This window comes from Allobosea sp. MMO-172 (genome assembly GCF_037147855.1).
In the GTDB taxonomy this organism is placed as follows: domain Bacteria; phylum Pseudomonadota; class Alphaproteobacteria; order Rhizobiales; family Beijerinckiaceae; genus Allobosea.
Window position 1 is genome coordinate 16,856 of sequence record NZ_JBBCUM010000012.1, and the last position, 13,891, is coordinate 30,746.

Sequence of the window (13,891 nt, forward strand, 5' to 3'; positions counted from 1 at the left end):
CAGTTACCAAAGCAACCATCGCGAACGAAGCCCGCGCAGGGCGTGCCGCCGGCCCAAGGCCGCGGCGAGGAGAGGGCGCCACCATGAACGTTCAGAACCCGGCCCATGCCGGTGCCGCCAGGACCGAAAGCGCCATCGCGACGGGCTACATGTCCGGCTTCGGCAACGGCTTCGAGACCGAGGCCCTGCCGGGCGCCCTGCCGCTCGGGCGCAATTCGCCGCAGAAATGCGCCTATGGGCTCTATGCCGAGCAGCTCTCCGGCTCGCCCTTCACGGCGCCGCGCACCACCAATGAGCGCTCCTGGCTCTACCGCATCCGGCCGACGGTGGCGCATTGGAACGAATTCCGGAAGGTCGATGCCGGGTTCTGGCGCACGGCGCCGGCCCGCGAGGTCGACATGCCGATCGCGCCGCTGCGCTGGAGCCCGATCCCGATCCCGTCGGAGCCGATCTCATTCGTCGAGGGCATCCGCAGCATGACCACCGCCGGCGATGCCGGCAGCCAGGGCGGCATGGGCGCTCATGTCTACCTGATCACGCGCTCGATGGTGGACGAGTACTTCTACAATGCCGATGGCGAGATGCTGTTCGTGCCGCAGCAGGGCGATCTCAGGCTCTGGACCGAGTTCGGCATCATCGACATCGAGCCCGGTGAGATCGCCGTGATCCCGCGCGGCGTGAAGATCCGCGTCGAGCTCAGGGACGGGCCGGCCCGTGGCTATATCTGCGAGAACTATGGCGGCGCCTTCACCTTGCCGGAGCGGGGGCCGATCGGCGCCAACTGCCTGGCCAATCCGCGCGATTTCCTGACACCCGTGGCGGCCTATGAGGACCGCGACGCGCCCTCGAAGATGTATGTGAAATGGGGCGGCAATCTCTGGGCGGCCGATATCGAGCATTCGCCGCTCGACGTCGTCGCCTGGCACGGCAACTACGCCCCGTACAAATATGATCTCAGGCGCTTTTCGCCGGTTGGGCCTATCCTCTACGACCATGCCGATCCGTCGATCTTCACGGTGCTGACCTCGCCCTCGGAGACGCCCGGCACCGCCAATATCGACTTCGTCATCTTCTCGGATCGCTGGCTGGTGGCCGAGAACACCTTCCGGCCGCCCTGGTACCATATGAATGTGATGAGCGAGTTCATGGGGCTGGTCTACGGCGTCTACGACGCCAAGACCGGCGGCGGCTTCGTGCCGGGCGGCATCTCGCTGCACAACACCATGCTGCCGCACGGGCCGGACATGGATGCCTTCGAGAAGGCGAGCAATGTCGAACTGAAGCCGCACAAGCTCCAGGGCACGCTGGCTTTCATGTTCGAGACGCGGTTCCCGCAGCAGGTCACGGCCTTCGCCGCCGGCTCGGATTCACTCCAGCGCGATTATGGCGGCTACGGCCACAAGCTGACCAAGCATTTCGATCCGAACAGGCCTTGAGCGGGCGCCGATCGGGTGTTTCTTGCCGCGCGCGGAGTGGCGGACTATATTCGGACTGAATTTAGGTGGGGAGGTCGCTTTGCGATATTCGGCCCAGGTCAAGCCGATCAGCTATTTGAAGGCGAACGCCGCCGACATCCTCTCGACCCTTGCCGAGCGGCGCGAACCCATGGTGATCACGCAGAACGGCGAGGCCAAGGCCGTGATCCAGGACGTGGCCTCGTTCGAGCAGACGCAGGAGACGCTCGCCTTGCTGAAGCTGCTGGCGCTCGGCCAGCGGGATGTCGACGCCGGCAAGACCAAGTCGGCCCGTGCCGTGGTTGAAAGGCTGAGGTCGAAAGCGGCTGATCCTCGATGACGCCCAGCCATTTCGAGGTCGAGCTGACGCAAGGCGCGGAGGACGATCTCGAAGGCATTCACGCCTACCTGTCCGAGCATCGTTCAAGCGAGGCGGCGGAGGCACTTCTCGACGCATTCCTCGACAAAATCCAGACACTGGAGCGGTATCCGGAGCGAGGCAGCTTCCCGAAGGAGCTTGAGGCAATCGGCATCCGGGACTTCCGCCAGGTTCTGCTCGATCCGTATCGGCTGATCTATCGCGTCATCGGCAGCAAGGTTTTCATCCTCGTCATCGCGGACGGCCGTCGTGACATGCAGACCTTGCTCGAGCGTCGACTGCTGGGCGGGTGATCGCCGGCCATGCCGGACGACAAGGAGGGTGGCTACCTTCCGACGGCTTCATTGGCGTTTCAAACGCGGTCCAGCGCAATGTCGGAAGAGGGTCGAAATCCGCCCAAGTTCGATTCGCATAAGGTATATTATGGAACTAATTCTGATGTCGATGCGGCTCGGAATGCCAGCCCTTCAGGCCGGAACCGAGATCGTCATCCCGTCGAACGCCACCTCTGCAATTCCATCCAAGCGCTTGCTCAGGCTGGCATAATCCAGATCGCCATGGAGATTGGTCAGGATCGCGCGACGCGGCTTCAGTCGCTCGATCGCCTCCAGCGACTGCGCCAGATGGAAATGGCTGGGATGCGGCGTCTCGCGCAGGCAGTCGAGGATCAGCACGTCGAGATCGGCCATGGCCTCCATCGCGGCCGGCGGGATCAGGCTGACATCCGGCAGATAGCCGAGATCGCTGAAGCGGAAGCCCAGAGCCTCGTAGTTAGGCCCGTGCTCGACCCGGAACGGCAGCGCCGTGATCGGCCCGCCAGCGCCGTCGATGGTCTGCGGCCGGCCGGCCGTGATCTCGTCGAGATCGAGGATCGGCGGATAGTAGCTGCCGGACGGCGTCTCGAAGAGATAGCCGAAGCGCATGCGTAGCGTAGCTTGCGTCGGCTTGTCGGCGTAGATGCGGATGCGCCGCTTCATATGCAGCACGAGCCCGCGCAGGTCATCGATGCCGTGGGTATGGTCGGCATGGTCATGCGTCAGCAGCACGCCGTCGAGCGCCGGCACTTCAGCTGCCAGAAGCTGCTCGCGCAAGTCCGGCCCGACATCGACGAGCACACGCGTCGTTCCGTCCGGGCCTGCGCGTTCGACGAGGATCGAGCAGCGCCGGCGCCGGTTCTTCGGCTCGGCCGGATCGCAGGCGCCCCAGCCGGAGCCCGGCCGCGGCACGCCGCCGGAGGAGCCACTGCCAAGGATGGTGACGGTGAGCGTCATGGCGCCGGGTCAGGCCACCTGCGCGACCGGCGCGGCGTGGTCCATCTTCCAGTAGCAGCGCCGCGCGTTCTCAGTTGTGATGCCAGCGATCTCGTCGAAGGAGACGCCGATCGTTTCGCCGAGAACCTTCGCTGTCTCAACGACATAGGCCGGCTGGTTGCGCTTGCCCCTGAACGGGACGGGCGCCAGATAGGGCGCGTCGGTCTCGATCAGCAGGCGCTCGCGCGGGACCATCCGGGCGATCCGGCGCAGGTTCTCCGAGGTCTTGAAGGTCAGGATGCCCGAGAACGAGACATAGAGCCCGAGCTCGACGCCGGCCATGGCCAGCGCTTCGCCGGCGGTGAAGCAATGCAGGATGGCAGGGAAGGCACCCTTCCCCATCTCCTCGCGCAGGATCGCGATCATGTCGTCATCGGCCTCGCGGGAGTGGATGACGAGCGGTAGCTGCGTGATCCGCGCCGCCGCGATATGGGTGCGCAACCCTTGGGCCTGTGCGGCGCGCGGGCTCGAATCGTAGTGATAGTCGAGCCCGGCCTCGCCGATGGCGACGCAGCGCGGATGGCGCGACAGGTCCACGAGGCGCTCGGCCGTGACGTCGAGCTCCTCATGGGCGTTGTGCGGATGCGTGCCGACCGAGAACCAGACCGACGGAAAGCGCTCCGCCAGCGCGGCATAGTCGGCGTAGCGCGCGACCCGCGTCGAGATCGTGACCATCCGGCCGACACCGGCCTCTTCCGCCCGTGCGACATAGGCCGGCAACTCCTCGGCGAAATCCGGGAAGTCGAGATGGCAATGCGTATCGATGACCATCACGCCGCCTGACCGTCCTCGGGCTCGACATAGCGCGGGAAGATCGCGCTCGGCGCCGGCAGGGCGGCGCCGCTGGCGAGACGATGCCCTGCGCCGAGCGCCGCGAAGCTGCGGGCCTCGGGCGCGACGCCGAGCAGGTCGAGCAGCCTGCCCGCCGCCACCGGCATCACCGGCTGCACGAGGATCGCGACCTCGCGCAGCACCTCGATCGTGACATAGAGGATGGTGTCACGGCGGGCCGGATCGGTCTTGGTCAGGCGCCAGGGCTCATTATTGGCGAAGTAGCGGTTCGCCTCGGCAATGAGGGCCCAGAGATCGGCGAGCACGGTGTGAAGGGCGAAATCCTTCATCGCCTCGCGCGCCTTCGCGAGCGCCGCATCGGCCATGGCGAGCATGGCTTCGTCGGCCTCGTTGAGCGTCCCGCGCGGCGGCACCCTGCCCTCGCAGTTCTTGGCGATCATCGACAGCGAGCGCTGCGCGAGATTGCCGAGATCATTGGCGAGGTCGGCATTGATGCGCCCGACGATGGCGTCGTGGCTGTAATTGCCGTCCTGGCCGAAGGAGACCTCGCGCAGGAAGAAATAGCGCAGCTGGTCGACGCCATAGGTCTCGGCGAGGTCGAAGGGATCGACCACGTTGCCGAGCGACTTCGACATCTTCGTACCCTTGTTCAGCAGGAAGCCGTGGCCGAAGACACGCTTCGGCAGCGGCAGCCCCGCCGACATCAGGAAGGCCGGCCAATAGACCGCGTGGAAGCGCACGATGTCCTTGCCGATGATATGGACATCGGCCGGCCAGTAATGCGCGCGCGGGCTCGCCGGATCGGGGAAGCCCGTCCCGGTGACATAGTTGTTGAGCGCGTCGACCCAGACATACATGACGTGCTTCGGGTCGCCCGGCACGGGCAGGCCCCAGTCGAAGGTCGTGCGGCTGATCGAGAGGTCCTCGAGCCCGCCCTTCACGAAGGAGACGACCTCGTTCTTGCGGGTCTCCGGCGAGATGAAGTCCGGCACGTCCTCATAGAGCTTCAGGAGCCGGTCCTGATAGGACTTGAGCCGGAAGAAATAGCTCTCCTCCTCGACCCATTCGACCGGGGTGCCCTGCCCGCCCAGGCGCGTGCCGTCGGGCTGGAGGGTGGTCTCCTCCTCGCCGTAGAAGGCCTCGTCGCGCACCGAGTACCAGCCGGAGTATTTGGCGAGATAGATGTCGCCATTGGCCTCCATCCGCCGCCAGAGCTCGTCTGTCGAGATCTTGTGGTCGGCATCGGTGGTGCGGATGAACCGGTCGAAGGAACAACCGAGGCGCTGCTCCATCTCCTCGAAGCGCGCCGCGATCTTATCGACGAATTCCTTCGGCGAGAGGCCGTTCTGCGCCGCTGTGCGCTGGACCTTCTGGCCGTGCTCGTCGGTGCCGGTCATGGCGAAGACATCGTAGCCGTCGAGCCGCTTGAAGCGCGCGATCGCATCCGACGCCACCATCTCATAGGCGTGGCCGATATGCGGCGGCCCGTTGGTGTAGTGGATCGCGGTCGTCAGATAGAATTTCGGGGCCGTGGCCATCGTCTGTCCGAAAGCTTCGCTTCACGCTGCGCGCGAGCGGGACACCGCAGACGACAGATCATGAAACAGGGTCATCACCAGCGGGCGGCGGTCGAGATTATAGGTCTCGACCTCGCGCGCCTGCTGTCCAAGCTTTTCCCATACCTCCGCCAGCGGTGCAAGGCGCGCCGGTTGCGCCGCAGCATGCGCGTGGAGATGGTCCGATATCCAGCCCTGTATGGTCTCGATCATCACCGCGAAGTCGCGCTCGCCCGCCTTGCCGGCGACATCTTCGGCCAAGGCCATCAGGGCGGTGAGGTCGATCTGCGGGAGGGCATCGAGCCGCGCCCTCACCGCCTCGACCAGCGCCAGCGTCTCGGGATCGACATAGGTCAGCGCGCGGCGCACGGAGCCTTCAGACAGGCTCGCGGCCCGGCGCAGGGCCGAACCGTCGAAGGGCATCTCCATGCGCTCCAGCGCCAGCCGGCCGGCTTCCGCGACATCGGCCTCGGCCAGCGGATCGAAGGTCAGGAGCCGGCAGCGCGAGCGGATCGTCGGCAGCATCCGCCCCGGCGCATGGGCGACGATCAGGAACAGCGCCCGCGGCGGCGGCTCCTCCAGGAGCTTGAGCAGGGCGTTGGCGGCCGAGCGTTCCATGTCCTCGGCTGAGTCGACGATGCAGACGCGCCAGCCACCCTCGGCCGCGCTCGACCCGAAGCGATCGATCACGCGCCGGATGGAATCGACCGGGATATTGCTGGTGTAGCTCTTGCCGTCCGGCTTCGGAATCCGGCGCAGCACATGCAGGTCGGGGTGGGACTGCGCCATCACGCGCCGCGTTGCCGGATCGTGCTCGGGCATCGCGAGATCGACGCTGCGAGCCGCCCTCGCCTGTGGATCGCCCGCCGCCAGCAGGAAGCGCGCGGCACGATAGGCGAAGCTCGCCTTGCCGATGCCCTCGGGCCCGCCGAGCAGCCAGGCATGATGCATGCGGCCGGACGCGAGCGCGTCGAGGAAGGTCCGTTCGCGCACGGCATGGCCGACGAGCGCCAGCGTCTCGCGCGGATGCGGCGCGCTCGGCAGCCGGTCGGGTTCGTCGCTGGTCGCTAGCATCAGACTTCCGGATCGATAGGCAGGCGCTCGCGCAGGATATGCCACGCCGCCTCGGCGAGCGCCTCGGGAGGCAACGTCGCATCAAGCACGGCGCAGCGCTGCGGTTCGGCGCTTGCGATATCCTGGTAGGCTTGGCGCAGATTGCGGTGGAAGGCCAGCGTCTCGCCCTCGAAACGGTCGATCGCCTCGCCGGGTCGGCGGCGCCTGGCGGCGCGGGCGAGGCCGATCTCGGGATCGAGATCGAGGATCAGCGTCAATTCCGGCATCAGGCCGGAGATCGTTACCGCCTCCAGCTCGGCCAGCACGCTCTTGTCGAGTTGGCCGAGCACGCCCTGATAGACCCGCGTCGAATCGATGAAGCGGTCGCAGATCACCCATTCGCCACGATCCAGCGCCGGGCGGATCAGGCTGTCGATATGGTCGATCCGGGCGGCCGAGAACATCAGCGCCTCGGCGAAGGGGCCGTAATCGCGCGCCTGCCCGGCCAGGATCATCTCGCGGATGGCCTCGGCCTTGGGCGAGCCGCCGGGCTCTCGCGTCGTCCGCGCCTTGAGGCCGGCCGCGCCGAGACGCTCGCTCAGCGCACGCGCCAGCGTCGACTTGCCGGCGCCCTCCCCGCCTTCGAGCGTGATGAAACGTCCCTTGCTCACCCGACCTGCTCAGCTCCGGCTCAGGGCCTTGCGAACCCAGCCGGTCGTCGCCTCCAGCAGCGCGTCGAGCGCGCGCGACTGCAAGGTGCCGGCCTGCACGCTCTCGGCCGCGTAGAGCGGAATGTCCAGCGTCCTGATGTCACCGCGCGTCACCACGAGCCGCGCCACCTCCGCGCCCTCCTGGACGGGCACGGTCAGCGGGCCGCGATAGACGATCCGGGCTGCCAACCGCTCCGTACTGCCGCGCGGCAGCAGCAGGCTGACCGCGCTCTTGCTCCGGAGCGCGACGCGGCCCTTCTCGCCGCCATAGACGCTGGCCTCGCCCACAGTCTCGCCGGCGGCGAAGAGCTGGCGCCGCTCGAAGGCGCGGAACCCCCATTCGAGCAGCTTGCGGGCTTCCGTCGCCCGGTCGCGCGCCGACTTGAGGCCGTTGACGACCAGCACGAGCCGCTGGCCGTTCTGCACGGCGGAGCCGACGAGGCCGAAGCCCGATTCCTCGATATTGCCGGTCTTGAGCCCGTCGGCGCCGATATCCATCGTCAATAGCGGGTTGCGGTTCTGCTGGCGGATCTTGTTCCAGGTGAACTCGCGCTGGCCGAAGATCTTGTAGAGTTCGGGATAGGTCTTGATGATGTGGTCGGCGAGCAAAGCGAGCTCGCGCGCCGTCACCCGCTGCTGCGGATCGGGCATGCCGGTCGCGTTGCGGAAGACGGATTTCGTCAGGCCGAGCCCCCTCACCCGCTCGGTCATGATCCGCCCGAAGGTCGGCTCGTCGCCGGCGATAGCCTCGGCCAGCGCGATCGAGGCGTCGTTGCCGGACTGGACGATGATGCCCTGCAGGATGTCGGAGAGCTTGATCCGGCTGTTGAGGATGGCGAACATTGCCGAGCCGCCCGACGGGCCGCCGCCCTTGCGCCAGGCGTTCTCGGAAATGCCGATCTCGCTGTCGAGCGTCAATTTGCCGGCATTGAGGTCCTGGAAGGCGACGAGCACGGTTGCGAGCTTCGCCATGCTCGCCGGCACCATCAATTCGTCGGCAGCCTTCTCGTAGAGAACCGCACCGGTGTCCGAATCCAGCAGCACGGCATAGGGCGCCTGCGACTGGAAGCCCTGGGCGAGAGCGGCCGAGCCTGCGCTCAGGAGCCCGCATGCCAGCACGAGCCCTGCCATCAGCCGGCGGGCAGCCCGGCGCGGCGCGGCAAGTCCTGCCTGACGAAGCCCGGTCTGACGGCAAAAGACGCTCATGCTTCGATGTGAAGCAGAGCGCCCGCCATCAGGTCAAGCTGGAGATCAGTTCCGCGCGAGCGGCTGCAGGGTCTGCGGCGCCAGCTTGTTGAGTGGGTGGGTCTTGGCGAGACGTTCGCCCGCGCCCTTCTCCGGGGCGGCGAACAGGCTCGCGACGCTGGCGCGCGTCGGCGGCAGGGTGGTGCGCAGCGTCGCGGGAACCGCGACGGGCTTGGCCGCGTTGGCGATGGTGTCGAGGTCGAACGGCCGGTTCGGCGGCAACGGCGCGGAACGCAGGGACGTCGCTTCAACCGGCGTCGAGACGGTCGAGGCCAGCGTGGCGACGACCGGGGTCGAGGGCGTGATCGTCCGCGGCTGCTGCGGTGCATAAGCCTGCACGACAGGCGTCGGTTCGGGCTCCGCCGCCGGCTGGGCATCGATATCGACGCTGCGGGTGCGCGTGGTTGCGACGGGCTCGGCGCTCGCGACCATGGTGCGGGCACTGGTGCCCGGGATCGGCGCGGCCGAGCCGTCGGTGCGCAGCGTGGCGAGCAGGAGCTTGTCGTCGGAGCCGGCGAGCGATGCCTGGCCGAGATACTCCATCTTGATCCGCGCCGTACCGAGATGGCGGAAGGCGAGCGCGTCGGCCGTCGTCTGCGACAGGTCCATCATGCGGCCGCCATGGAAGGGGCCGCGATCGTTGACGCGCACGATGATCGAGCGGTTGTTCAGAAGATTGGTGACGCGGGCATAAGCCGGCAGCGGCATGGTCGGATGCGCGGCCGAGACGCTGTAGCGGTCATAGACCTCGCCATTGGCGGTGCGTCGGCCATGGAAGGCCTCGCCATACCAGGAAGCCAGGCCGACCTGCGAATAGCCGACGGGCTTCTCGAACGGAGTATAGCGCTTGCCGGCGACGGAATAGGCCTTGCCGACGAGCTGGCGTCCGCCACCCTTCGGCACTTCCTCGCCCTCGGCGACGACGCGCGGGCTGGCCGCACCGTATTTCGCCTGCGGGAAGGCGCCGATTTCCTTGGAGCGGCGGCCGGCGGTCTGGTTGCCGGCACAATTGGCCGCGAACAGGCCAGCGAGAATCACGCAGCCCATGCGGGCGACGGTGGGCATGGAAGAAGACGCTGGCATCGACCCGGGCATCGTGGAGTTGGTCCCCTTGGCCGAGAAGCGCGCGTCTTGAGTCATTCCGCCAATTCCGCTTTCTGCGCCAAAAACATTCTGTCAGCTCATCGCCATAGGCGATCGAGCCGAGTTTTTGGCCAATTCCATTAAGGGATCGTTAAGCCGCTAAAATCCGCTGAAAAGCGGACCAATGAACAGGCCATCCCTGCGCCGTTGGGCGGCCACAGGAGTGTTCGAAATGCGGCGCATGTCAACGCCGGGGCATTCGCGACAGCCATTTTTCTGTGCAGCGTGGCCGTCAGGACACGGTCGAGGGCTGGCAGGCAACCTGATGAGATAGCCGCGAGCGACAACGAGGGGGCGTGGCGATTTTGAAGCGTCGAACAGGGCGCGGTAACTCGCCAGCTTCAGAAGGCGCTGGCGGAAGGGGTGGGATTCGAACCCACGGTGGGCTTGCACCCACGGCGGTTTTCAAGACCGCTGCCTTAAACCACTCGGCCACCCTTCCGGCGAGCGTTCAATGCCGGTCGGAGCGTCGATTTGCAAGCGGAAGATGAGGAGTTCCGGCGAGCATTGGAGTGGCCTTTTGTAGTGCGTGGATTGTGAGAACAGGGATGGCCAAGCCGACCCTACGGCAAAGATTGTTCCCGATCTCGCCTGCGGTCGTTTTGCGTCGTGCGCGATCGCCGGTATGGGAGAGGCCCACATCCCTCCGCAACCACGGGATCGAAGCCGATCATGTCGAAGCTCTGCAAGTTCACATCGCCCGGCGACGGGAAGCCTGTCTACGTGAACCCCGACCAGGTGGCGGTGGTCTACCAGTTCAAGGGCGAGCCTCCGGATACGATCATCGCGTTCCGGAAGGACTTTCTCCTCGGCGTGAAGGAGAGCGTCGAGGATGTCGTGGCTGCCCTGGAGCGAGCTTCATCGAACCAGGGCCAGTGACGCGCTGCCGCGTCACGGACTCATCATGCTGGTGAATTTCAGCACGGCGTGAGGGCTTCTCTCCGAGTAGCCGACGACATCGCAGCCTTGCCGGACAGGGCCGGCGCCGCGCAGCGTGATCGTCGCGTTGTCGCGCGAATAGCTGCCGCGGACGGCATAGGGCGCAGGAGCGCAGCCCTTCTTGAAGGCATAGGCGGTGCCTTCGAAGCGGCCGCCCTGCTGGAAGGGCTTGCCGCGGAAGAGCACGCTGCCGGGCTTCACCACGTCACGAACCGCAGCCTTGGGCTCGGCATAGACGATCAGGCCCTCGGACAGCGCCGTCCACATCACGCTGCCATTGTGGTCGTAGCCGCCGAAGGAGGCGCCATCGATCCTGTCGAGATCGACGACATCGGCTGCTGCTGGGGCAGCAGCGACGGCGACCGGCTGGACCGCCGGCCTGTCTTGGTCGGCCTTGCTGTCCCGCCCGTCGGGCCAGGCGAGGCTGTGCATCTGCCCATCGCGGTCGAACCGCACGACATGCCGGCATTGCGAGGCCCCGGCGCGGCCACAGGCCAGCCCGTGAAGATGGATGATGACCTGGTAGCCGTTGTTCAGCGTCTCCTGGATCTCGGCCTTGCGCATGAGCGGAGAGCTGACCCTGTAGGTTCCCTCCGCCGTTGAAACGGCCCAGCGCGCTCCGTGTCCGGCCGAGCCTGAATCATAGGTCGGCGCGCCGTCGCAAGGAGCGCCGGCCGAGGTCATGAACAGGTCGGCCCGCCCATCGCCGTTGACGTCGACGGGCGTAACGAAATGCGCTTCGAGGCGAATGCCGCCATCGCCGCGCCCCATCGCTTTCGTCAACTCACGGCAGTTCCGGTCGAGCTCCTGCCTGTAGGCATCGACGATGGCTTCGGCCGCGACCGGCACCGGCATTGTGCCCGCCGAGTCGGGCAAGGTCCCTCGTTCCGCCGTCGTGACGACATGAACCAGGTCTTTCCGGACCTCTTCGCCCAGCGTTGCCGAGCGCCCGCTCGTGAAGAAAAGCGCGCTCAAGCCGACCAGGAAGATGAAGGTAACGTATCGCGTGAACATAAAACCCCGCAGCCACATGTTCGCGGGGGCAGCAATGGCCGGGAACTCTCAAATTGCGTTCAATTCGGAATGTAAAATTGCGCGCAACCGGCGCTTTTCCTGAGAGAAGCCCCTTCTGGAGCGCTGATTCCTCGGTTTGGCGTCGGGTCGACGGCCCATAACAGGCCGGAGACACGCATCGGAGGCATTGCCGGCATGCTCCGCCCATTCGCCGACTGGACGCCCGCGCCCGGCCATGCATTGCTGGCGCGCCAACGAAAACACGGCATCGAATGCCGGGGCACCGTTTATGCTGAAAGGTGGAGGGAACCCATGAAGGAAGAGGAAATCCGCGGCCTGGTCGCGGGTGTGAAGGACGGCTCGCTGTCGCGACGATCCTTCATCCAGAGAATGGCGGCCGTAGGTATCACGGCACCGATGGCGAGCCAGATTCTCGCCTGGAACGACGTAGCAATGGCCCAGCCGGCCGACACCTACAAACCGACCAAGGCCGGCGGCGGCGGGCCGCTGAAGATCCTGCTCTGGCAGGCGCCCACGCTGCTGAACCCGCATTTCGCCTCGGGTACCAAGGATCAGATCGCCTCGCGCATCTTCTTCGAGCCGCTCGCCGGCTGGGACAAGGAAGGCAACCTCATTCCGCAGCTCGCCGCGGAAATCCCGAGCAAGGCCAATGGCGGCCTCTCCGCCGATGGCAAGGAAGTCATCTGGAAGCTGAAGAAGGACGTGCAATGGCATGACGGCAAGCCGTTCACGGCCGACGATGCCGTCTTCACCTGGGAATATGCCGCCGATCCGGCGACGGCCGCCTACACCACCGGCTCCTACGCCAATATCAAGGTCGAGAAGATCGACAGCCACACCATCAAGGTGATCTTCAAGGAAGCGACCCCGTTCTGGGCTGACCCCTTCGTCGGCGTCGCCGGGATGATCATCCCGAAGCACCATTTCGGCGAGTACAAGGGCGCCAAGTCGCGCGAGGCCCCGGCCAACCTCAAGCCCGTCGGCACCGGCGCCTACAAGTTCGTCGACTTCAAGCCCGGCGACATCGTGCTGGCTGCGCGCAACGAGAACTACCACGTCAAGAACAAGCCGCAGTTCGACACGCTCGAGGTCAAGGGCGGCGGCGATGCGGTCTCGGCGGCGCGCGCCGTGCTGCAGACCGGCGAATACGACTATGCCTGGAACCTGCAGGTCGAGGACGAGGTCCTCAAGCGCATGGAAGCCGGCGGCCGCGGCAAGGTCGTGGCGGTGAAGGGCGGCGACGTCGAGTTCATCATCCTGAACACGACCGATCCGTGGACCGAGGTCGATGGCGAGCGCTCCAGCGTCAAGACCAAGCACCCCTCGCTCAGCGATCCGGCCGTGCGCCAGGCGATGAACCTGCTGATCGACCGCGACTCGATCGAGAAGTTCATCTACGGCCGCGGCGGCGTCGCGACCGCGAGCTTCGTGAACGAGCCCAAGCAGTTCAAGTCGACCAAGCTCAAATATGAGTTCAACATCGACAAGGCCAACAAGATCCTCGACGACGCCGGTTGGAAGAAGGGCGCCGACGGCATCCGCGAGAAGGACGGCAAGAAGCTCAAATACGTCTTCCAGACCTCGATCAACGCTCCGCGCCAGAAGACCCAGGCCATCATCAAGCAGGCCTGTCAGCGCGCCGGTATCGATCTCGAGCTGAAGTCGGTCACGGCCTCGGTGTATTTCTCGTCGGATGTCGCCAATCCAGACACCTACACCAAGCTGTATTGCGACATGGAGATGTACACGACCACGCAGCCGCAGCCCGACCCGGAGCGCTTCCTCAACCAGCTGGTCTCCTGGGAGATCGCCAGCAAGGAGAACAAGTGGCTGGGTCGCAACGTCTCGCGCTACTCCGACCCGGAGGCGGACAAGGCCTACAAGGCTGCCCAGAAGGAGCTCGACCCGGTCAAGCGCGCTGCGCTGCTGATCAAGGTCAACGAGATCTTCTGCGAGGCCAACGTCCTTCTCCCGGTCCTGTCGCGCACGGTCGTCGGCGCCTCCGCCAACAGCCTGACGCCCGATATCTCGGGCTGGGAAGTCACGACCTGGAACCTGGCGAGCTGGTATCGCAGCTGATCGCCGCGCCTGTTTCGGAGGCCGGCTCTCGCCCGGTCTCCGATCCAACGACACCCCGGCCCATCAAGGGCCGGGAATGCTTCCACACATCCGGTTCGACGCGGCCGCGCTCGCCCTGAAACCGACGAGCGATCCGGCCGATTTTCCGGCGCCCCCTGCACCCTGCACGCCACGAAGGCGGGGGCCGAGAAGCGCC

13 protein-coding genes and 1 tRNA gene are annotated in these 13,891 nt (G+C 66.1%); 5 read left to right on the forward strand and 9 right to left on the reverse strand.

The window, feature by feature from the left end; translation table 11 throughout:
• Positions 1-83: 83 nt before the first annotated feature.
• The 3 genes from hmgA (at position 84) to WFK61_RS17675 (ending at position 2,126) form a co-directional block, all read left to right on the forward strand.
• Positions 84-1,436: a homogentisate 1,2-dioxygenase gene (hmgA, locus tag WFK61_RS17665; RefSeq protein WP_336813399.1), complete on the forward strand. Its 1,353-nt coding sequence runs from the start codon at positions 84-86 to the stop codon at positions 1,434-1,436.
• A gap of 79 nt (positions 1,437-1,515) precedes the next feature.
• Entirely contained in the window at positions 1,516-1,794 is a 279-nt protein-coding gene (locus tag WFK61_RS17670) for a type II toxin-antitoxin system Phd/YefM family antitoxin (RefSeq protein WP_336813400.1), read from the forward strand.
• Positions 1,791-2,126, forward strand: coding sequence for a type II toxin-antitoxin system RelE/ParE family toxin (locus tag WFK61_RS17675; protein WP_336813401.1), 336 nt, complete (start codon positions 1,791-1,793; stop codon positions 2,124-2,126). The genes WFK61_RS17670 and WFK61_RS17675 overlap by 4 nt, the downstream gene beginning before the upstream one ends.
• 174 nt (positions 2,127-2,300) lie before the next feature.
• Here the strand turns inward: WFK61_RS17675 and WFK61_RS17680 are convergent, their stop codons facing one another.
• The 8 genes from WFK61_RS17680 to WFK61_RS17715 all read right to left on the reverse strand — a co-directional run bounded on the left by WFK61_RS17680 (position 2,301) and on the right by WFK61_RS17715 (position 10,084).
• A complete protein-coding gene (locus WFK61_RS17680) occupies positions 2,301-3,104 on the reverse strand; it encodes an MBL fold metallo-hydrolase (RefSeq protein ID WP_336813402.1) in 804 nt (267 codons plus the stop codon).
• A 9-nt stretch (positions 3,105-3,113) separates the two neighbouring features.
• Positions 3,114-3,914: a TatD family hydrolase gene (locus WFK61_RS17685; RefSeq protein WP_336813403.1), complete on the reverse strand. Its 801-nt coding sequence runs from the start codon at positions 3,912-3,914 to the stop codon at positions 3,114-3,116.
• Positions 3,914-5,473 (reverse strand): methionine--tRNA ligase, encoded by a 1,560-nt coding sequence (gene metG / locus WFK61_RS17690; protein ID WP_336813404.1) that lies wholly within the window; start codon positions 5,471-5,473, stop codon positions 3,914-3,916. The genes WFK61_RS17685 and metG overlap by 1 nt, the downstream gene beginning before the upstream one ends.
• Positions 5,474-5,494: 21 nt before the next feature.
• A complete protein-coding gene (locus WFK61_RS17695) occupies positions 5,495-6,565 on the reverse strand; it encodes a DNA polymerase III subunit delta' (RefSeq protein WP_336813405.1) in 1,071 nt (356 codons plus the stop codon).
• Complete coding sequence (gene tmk, locus WFK61_RS17700) at positions 6,565-7,215, reverse strand: dTMP kinase (protein WP_336813406.1); 651 nt, start codon at positions 7,213-7,215, stop codon at positions 6,565-6,567. Before tmk ends, WFK61_RS17695 begins: the two co-directional genes overlap by 1 nt.
• A 9-nt stretch (positions 7,216-7,224) precedes the next feature.
• A complete protein-coding gene (locus WFK61_RS17705) occupies positions 7,225-8,460 on the reverse strand; it encodes a D-alanyl-D-alanine carboxypeptidase family protein (protein ID WP_442896323.1) in 1,236 nt (411 codons plus the stop codon).
• A 45-nt stretch (positions 8,461-8,505) separates the two neighbouring features.
• The gene (locus WFK61_RS17710) at positions 8,506-9,564 is read right to left on the reverse strand and encodes a septal ring lytic transglycosylase RlpA family protein (RefSeq protein ID WP_336813407.1); all 1,059 of its coding nucleotides are present in this window, start codon (positions 9,562-9,564) and stop codon (positions 8,506-8,508) included.
• A 430-nt stretch (positions 9,565-9,994) separates the two neighbouring features.
• Positions 9,995-10,084 (reverse strand) — tRNA-Ser (locus WFK61_RS17715).
• Between the two features lie 230 nt (positions 10,085-10,314).
• Here WFK61_RS17715 and WFK61_RS17720 point away from each other — a divergent pair.
• Entirely contained in the window at positions 10,315-10,521 is a 207-nt protein-coding gene (locus WFK61_RS17720; RefSeq protein WP_336813408.1) for a hypothetical protein, read from the forward strand.
• 12 nt (positions 10,522-10,533) lie between these two features.
• Here WFK61_RS17720 and WFK61_RS17725 read toward each other — a convergent pair whose 3' ends face one another.
• Positions 10,534-11,457 carry a hypothetical protein gene (locus tag WFK61_RS17725; RefSeq protein ID WP_336813409.1) on the reverse strand — a complete coding sequence of 308 codons (924 nt, stop codon included), beginning with the start codon at positions 11,455-11,457 and terminating at the stop codon, positions 10,534-10,536.
• A 450-nt stretch (positions 11,458-11,907) separates the two neighbouring features.
• On the opposite strand from WFK61_RS17725, the gene WFK61_RS17730 reads away from it, so the two are divergent.
• Complete coding sequence (locus WFK61_RS17730; protein WP_336813410.1) at positions 11,908-13,695, forward strand: peptide ABC transporter substrate-binding protein; 1,788 nt, start codon at positions 11,908-11,910, stop codon at positions 13,693-13,695.
• Positions 13,696-13,891: the final 196 nt, after the last annotated feature.

Excerpts from the sequence above, each read along its gene's own strand:
- hmgA (WP_336813399.1), top strand. The coding sequence starts at position 84 with ATGAACGTTCAGAACCCGGCCCATGCCGGTGCCGCCAGGACCGAAAGC.
- WFK61_RS17675 (WP_336813401.1), top strand. The coding sequence starts at position 1,791 with ATGACGCCCAGCCATTTCGAGGTCGAGCTGACGCAAGGCGCGGAGGAC.
- WFK61_RS17680 (WP_336813402.1), bottom strand. The coding sequence starts at position 3,104 with ATGACGCTCACCGTCACCATCCTTGGCAGTGGCTCCTCCGGCGGCGTG.
- WFK61_RS17685 (WP_336813403.1), bottom strand. The coding sequence starts at position 3,914 with ATGGTCATCGATACGCATTGCCATCTCGACTTCCCGGATTTCGCCGAG.
- metG (WP_336813404.1), bottom strand. The coding sequence starts at position 5,473 with ATGGCCACGGCCCCGAAATTCTATCTGACGACCGCGATCCACTACACC.
- WFK61_RS17695 (WP_336813405.1), bottom strand. The coding sequence starts at position 6,565 with ATGCTAGCGACCAGCGACGAACCCGACCGGCTGCCGAGCGCGCCGCAT.
- WFK61_RS17705 (WP_442896323.1), bottom strand. The coding sequence starts at position 8,460 with ATGAGCGTCTTTTGCCGTCAGACCGGGCTTCGTCAGGCAGGACTTGCC.
- WFK61_RS17710 (WP_336813407.1), bottom strand. The coding sequence starts at position 9,564 with ATGCCCACCGTCGCCCGCATGGGCTGCGTGATTCTCGCTGGCCTGTTC.
- WFK61_RS17720 (WP_336813408.1), top strand. The coding sequence starts at position 10,315 with ATGTCGAAGCTCTGCAAGTTCACATCGCCCGGCGACGGGAAGCCTGTC.
- WFK61_RS17730 (WP_336813410.1), top strand. The coding sequence starts at position 11,908 with ATGAAGGAAGAGGAAATCCGCGGCCTGGTCGCGGGTGTGAAGGACGGC.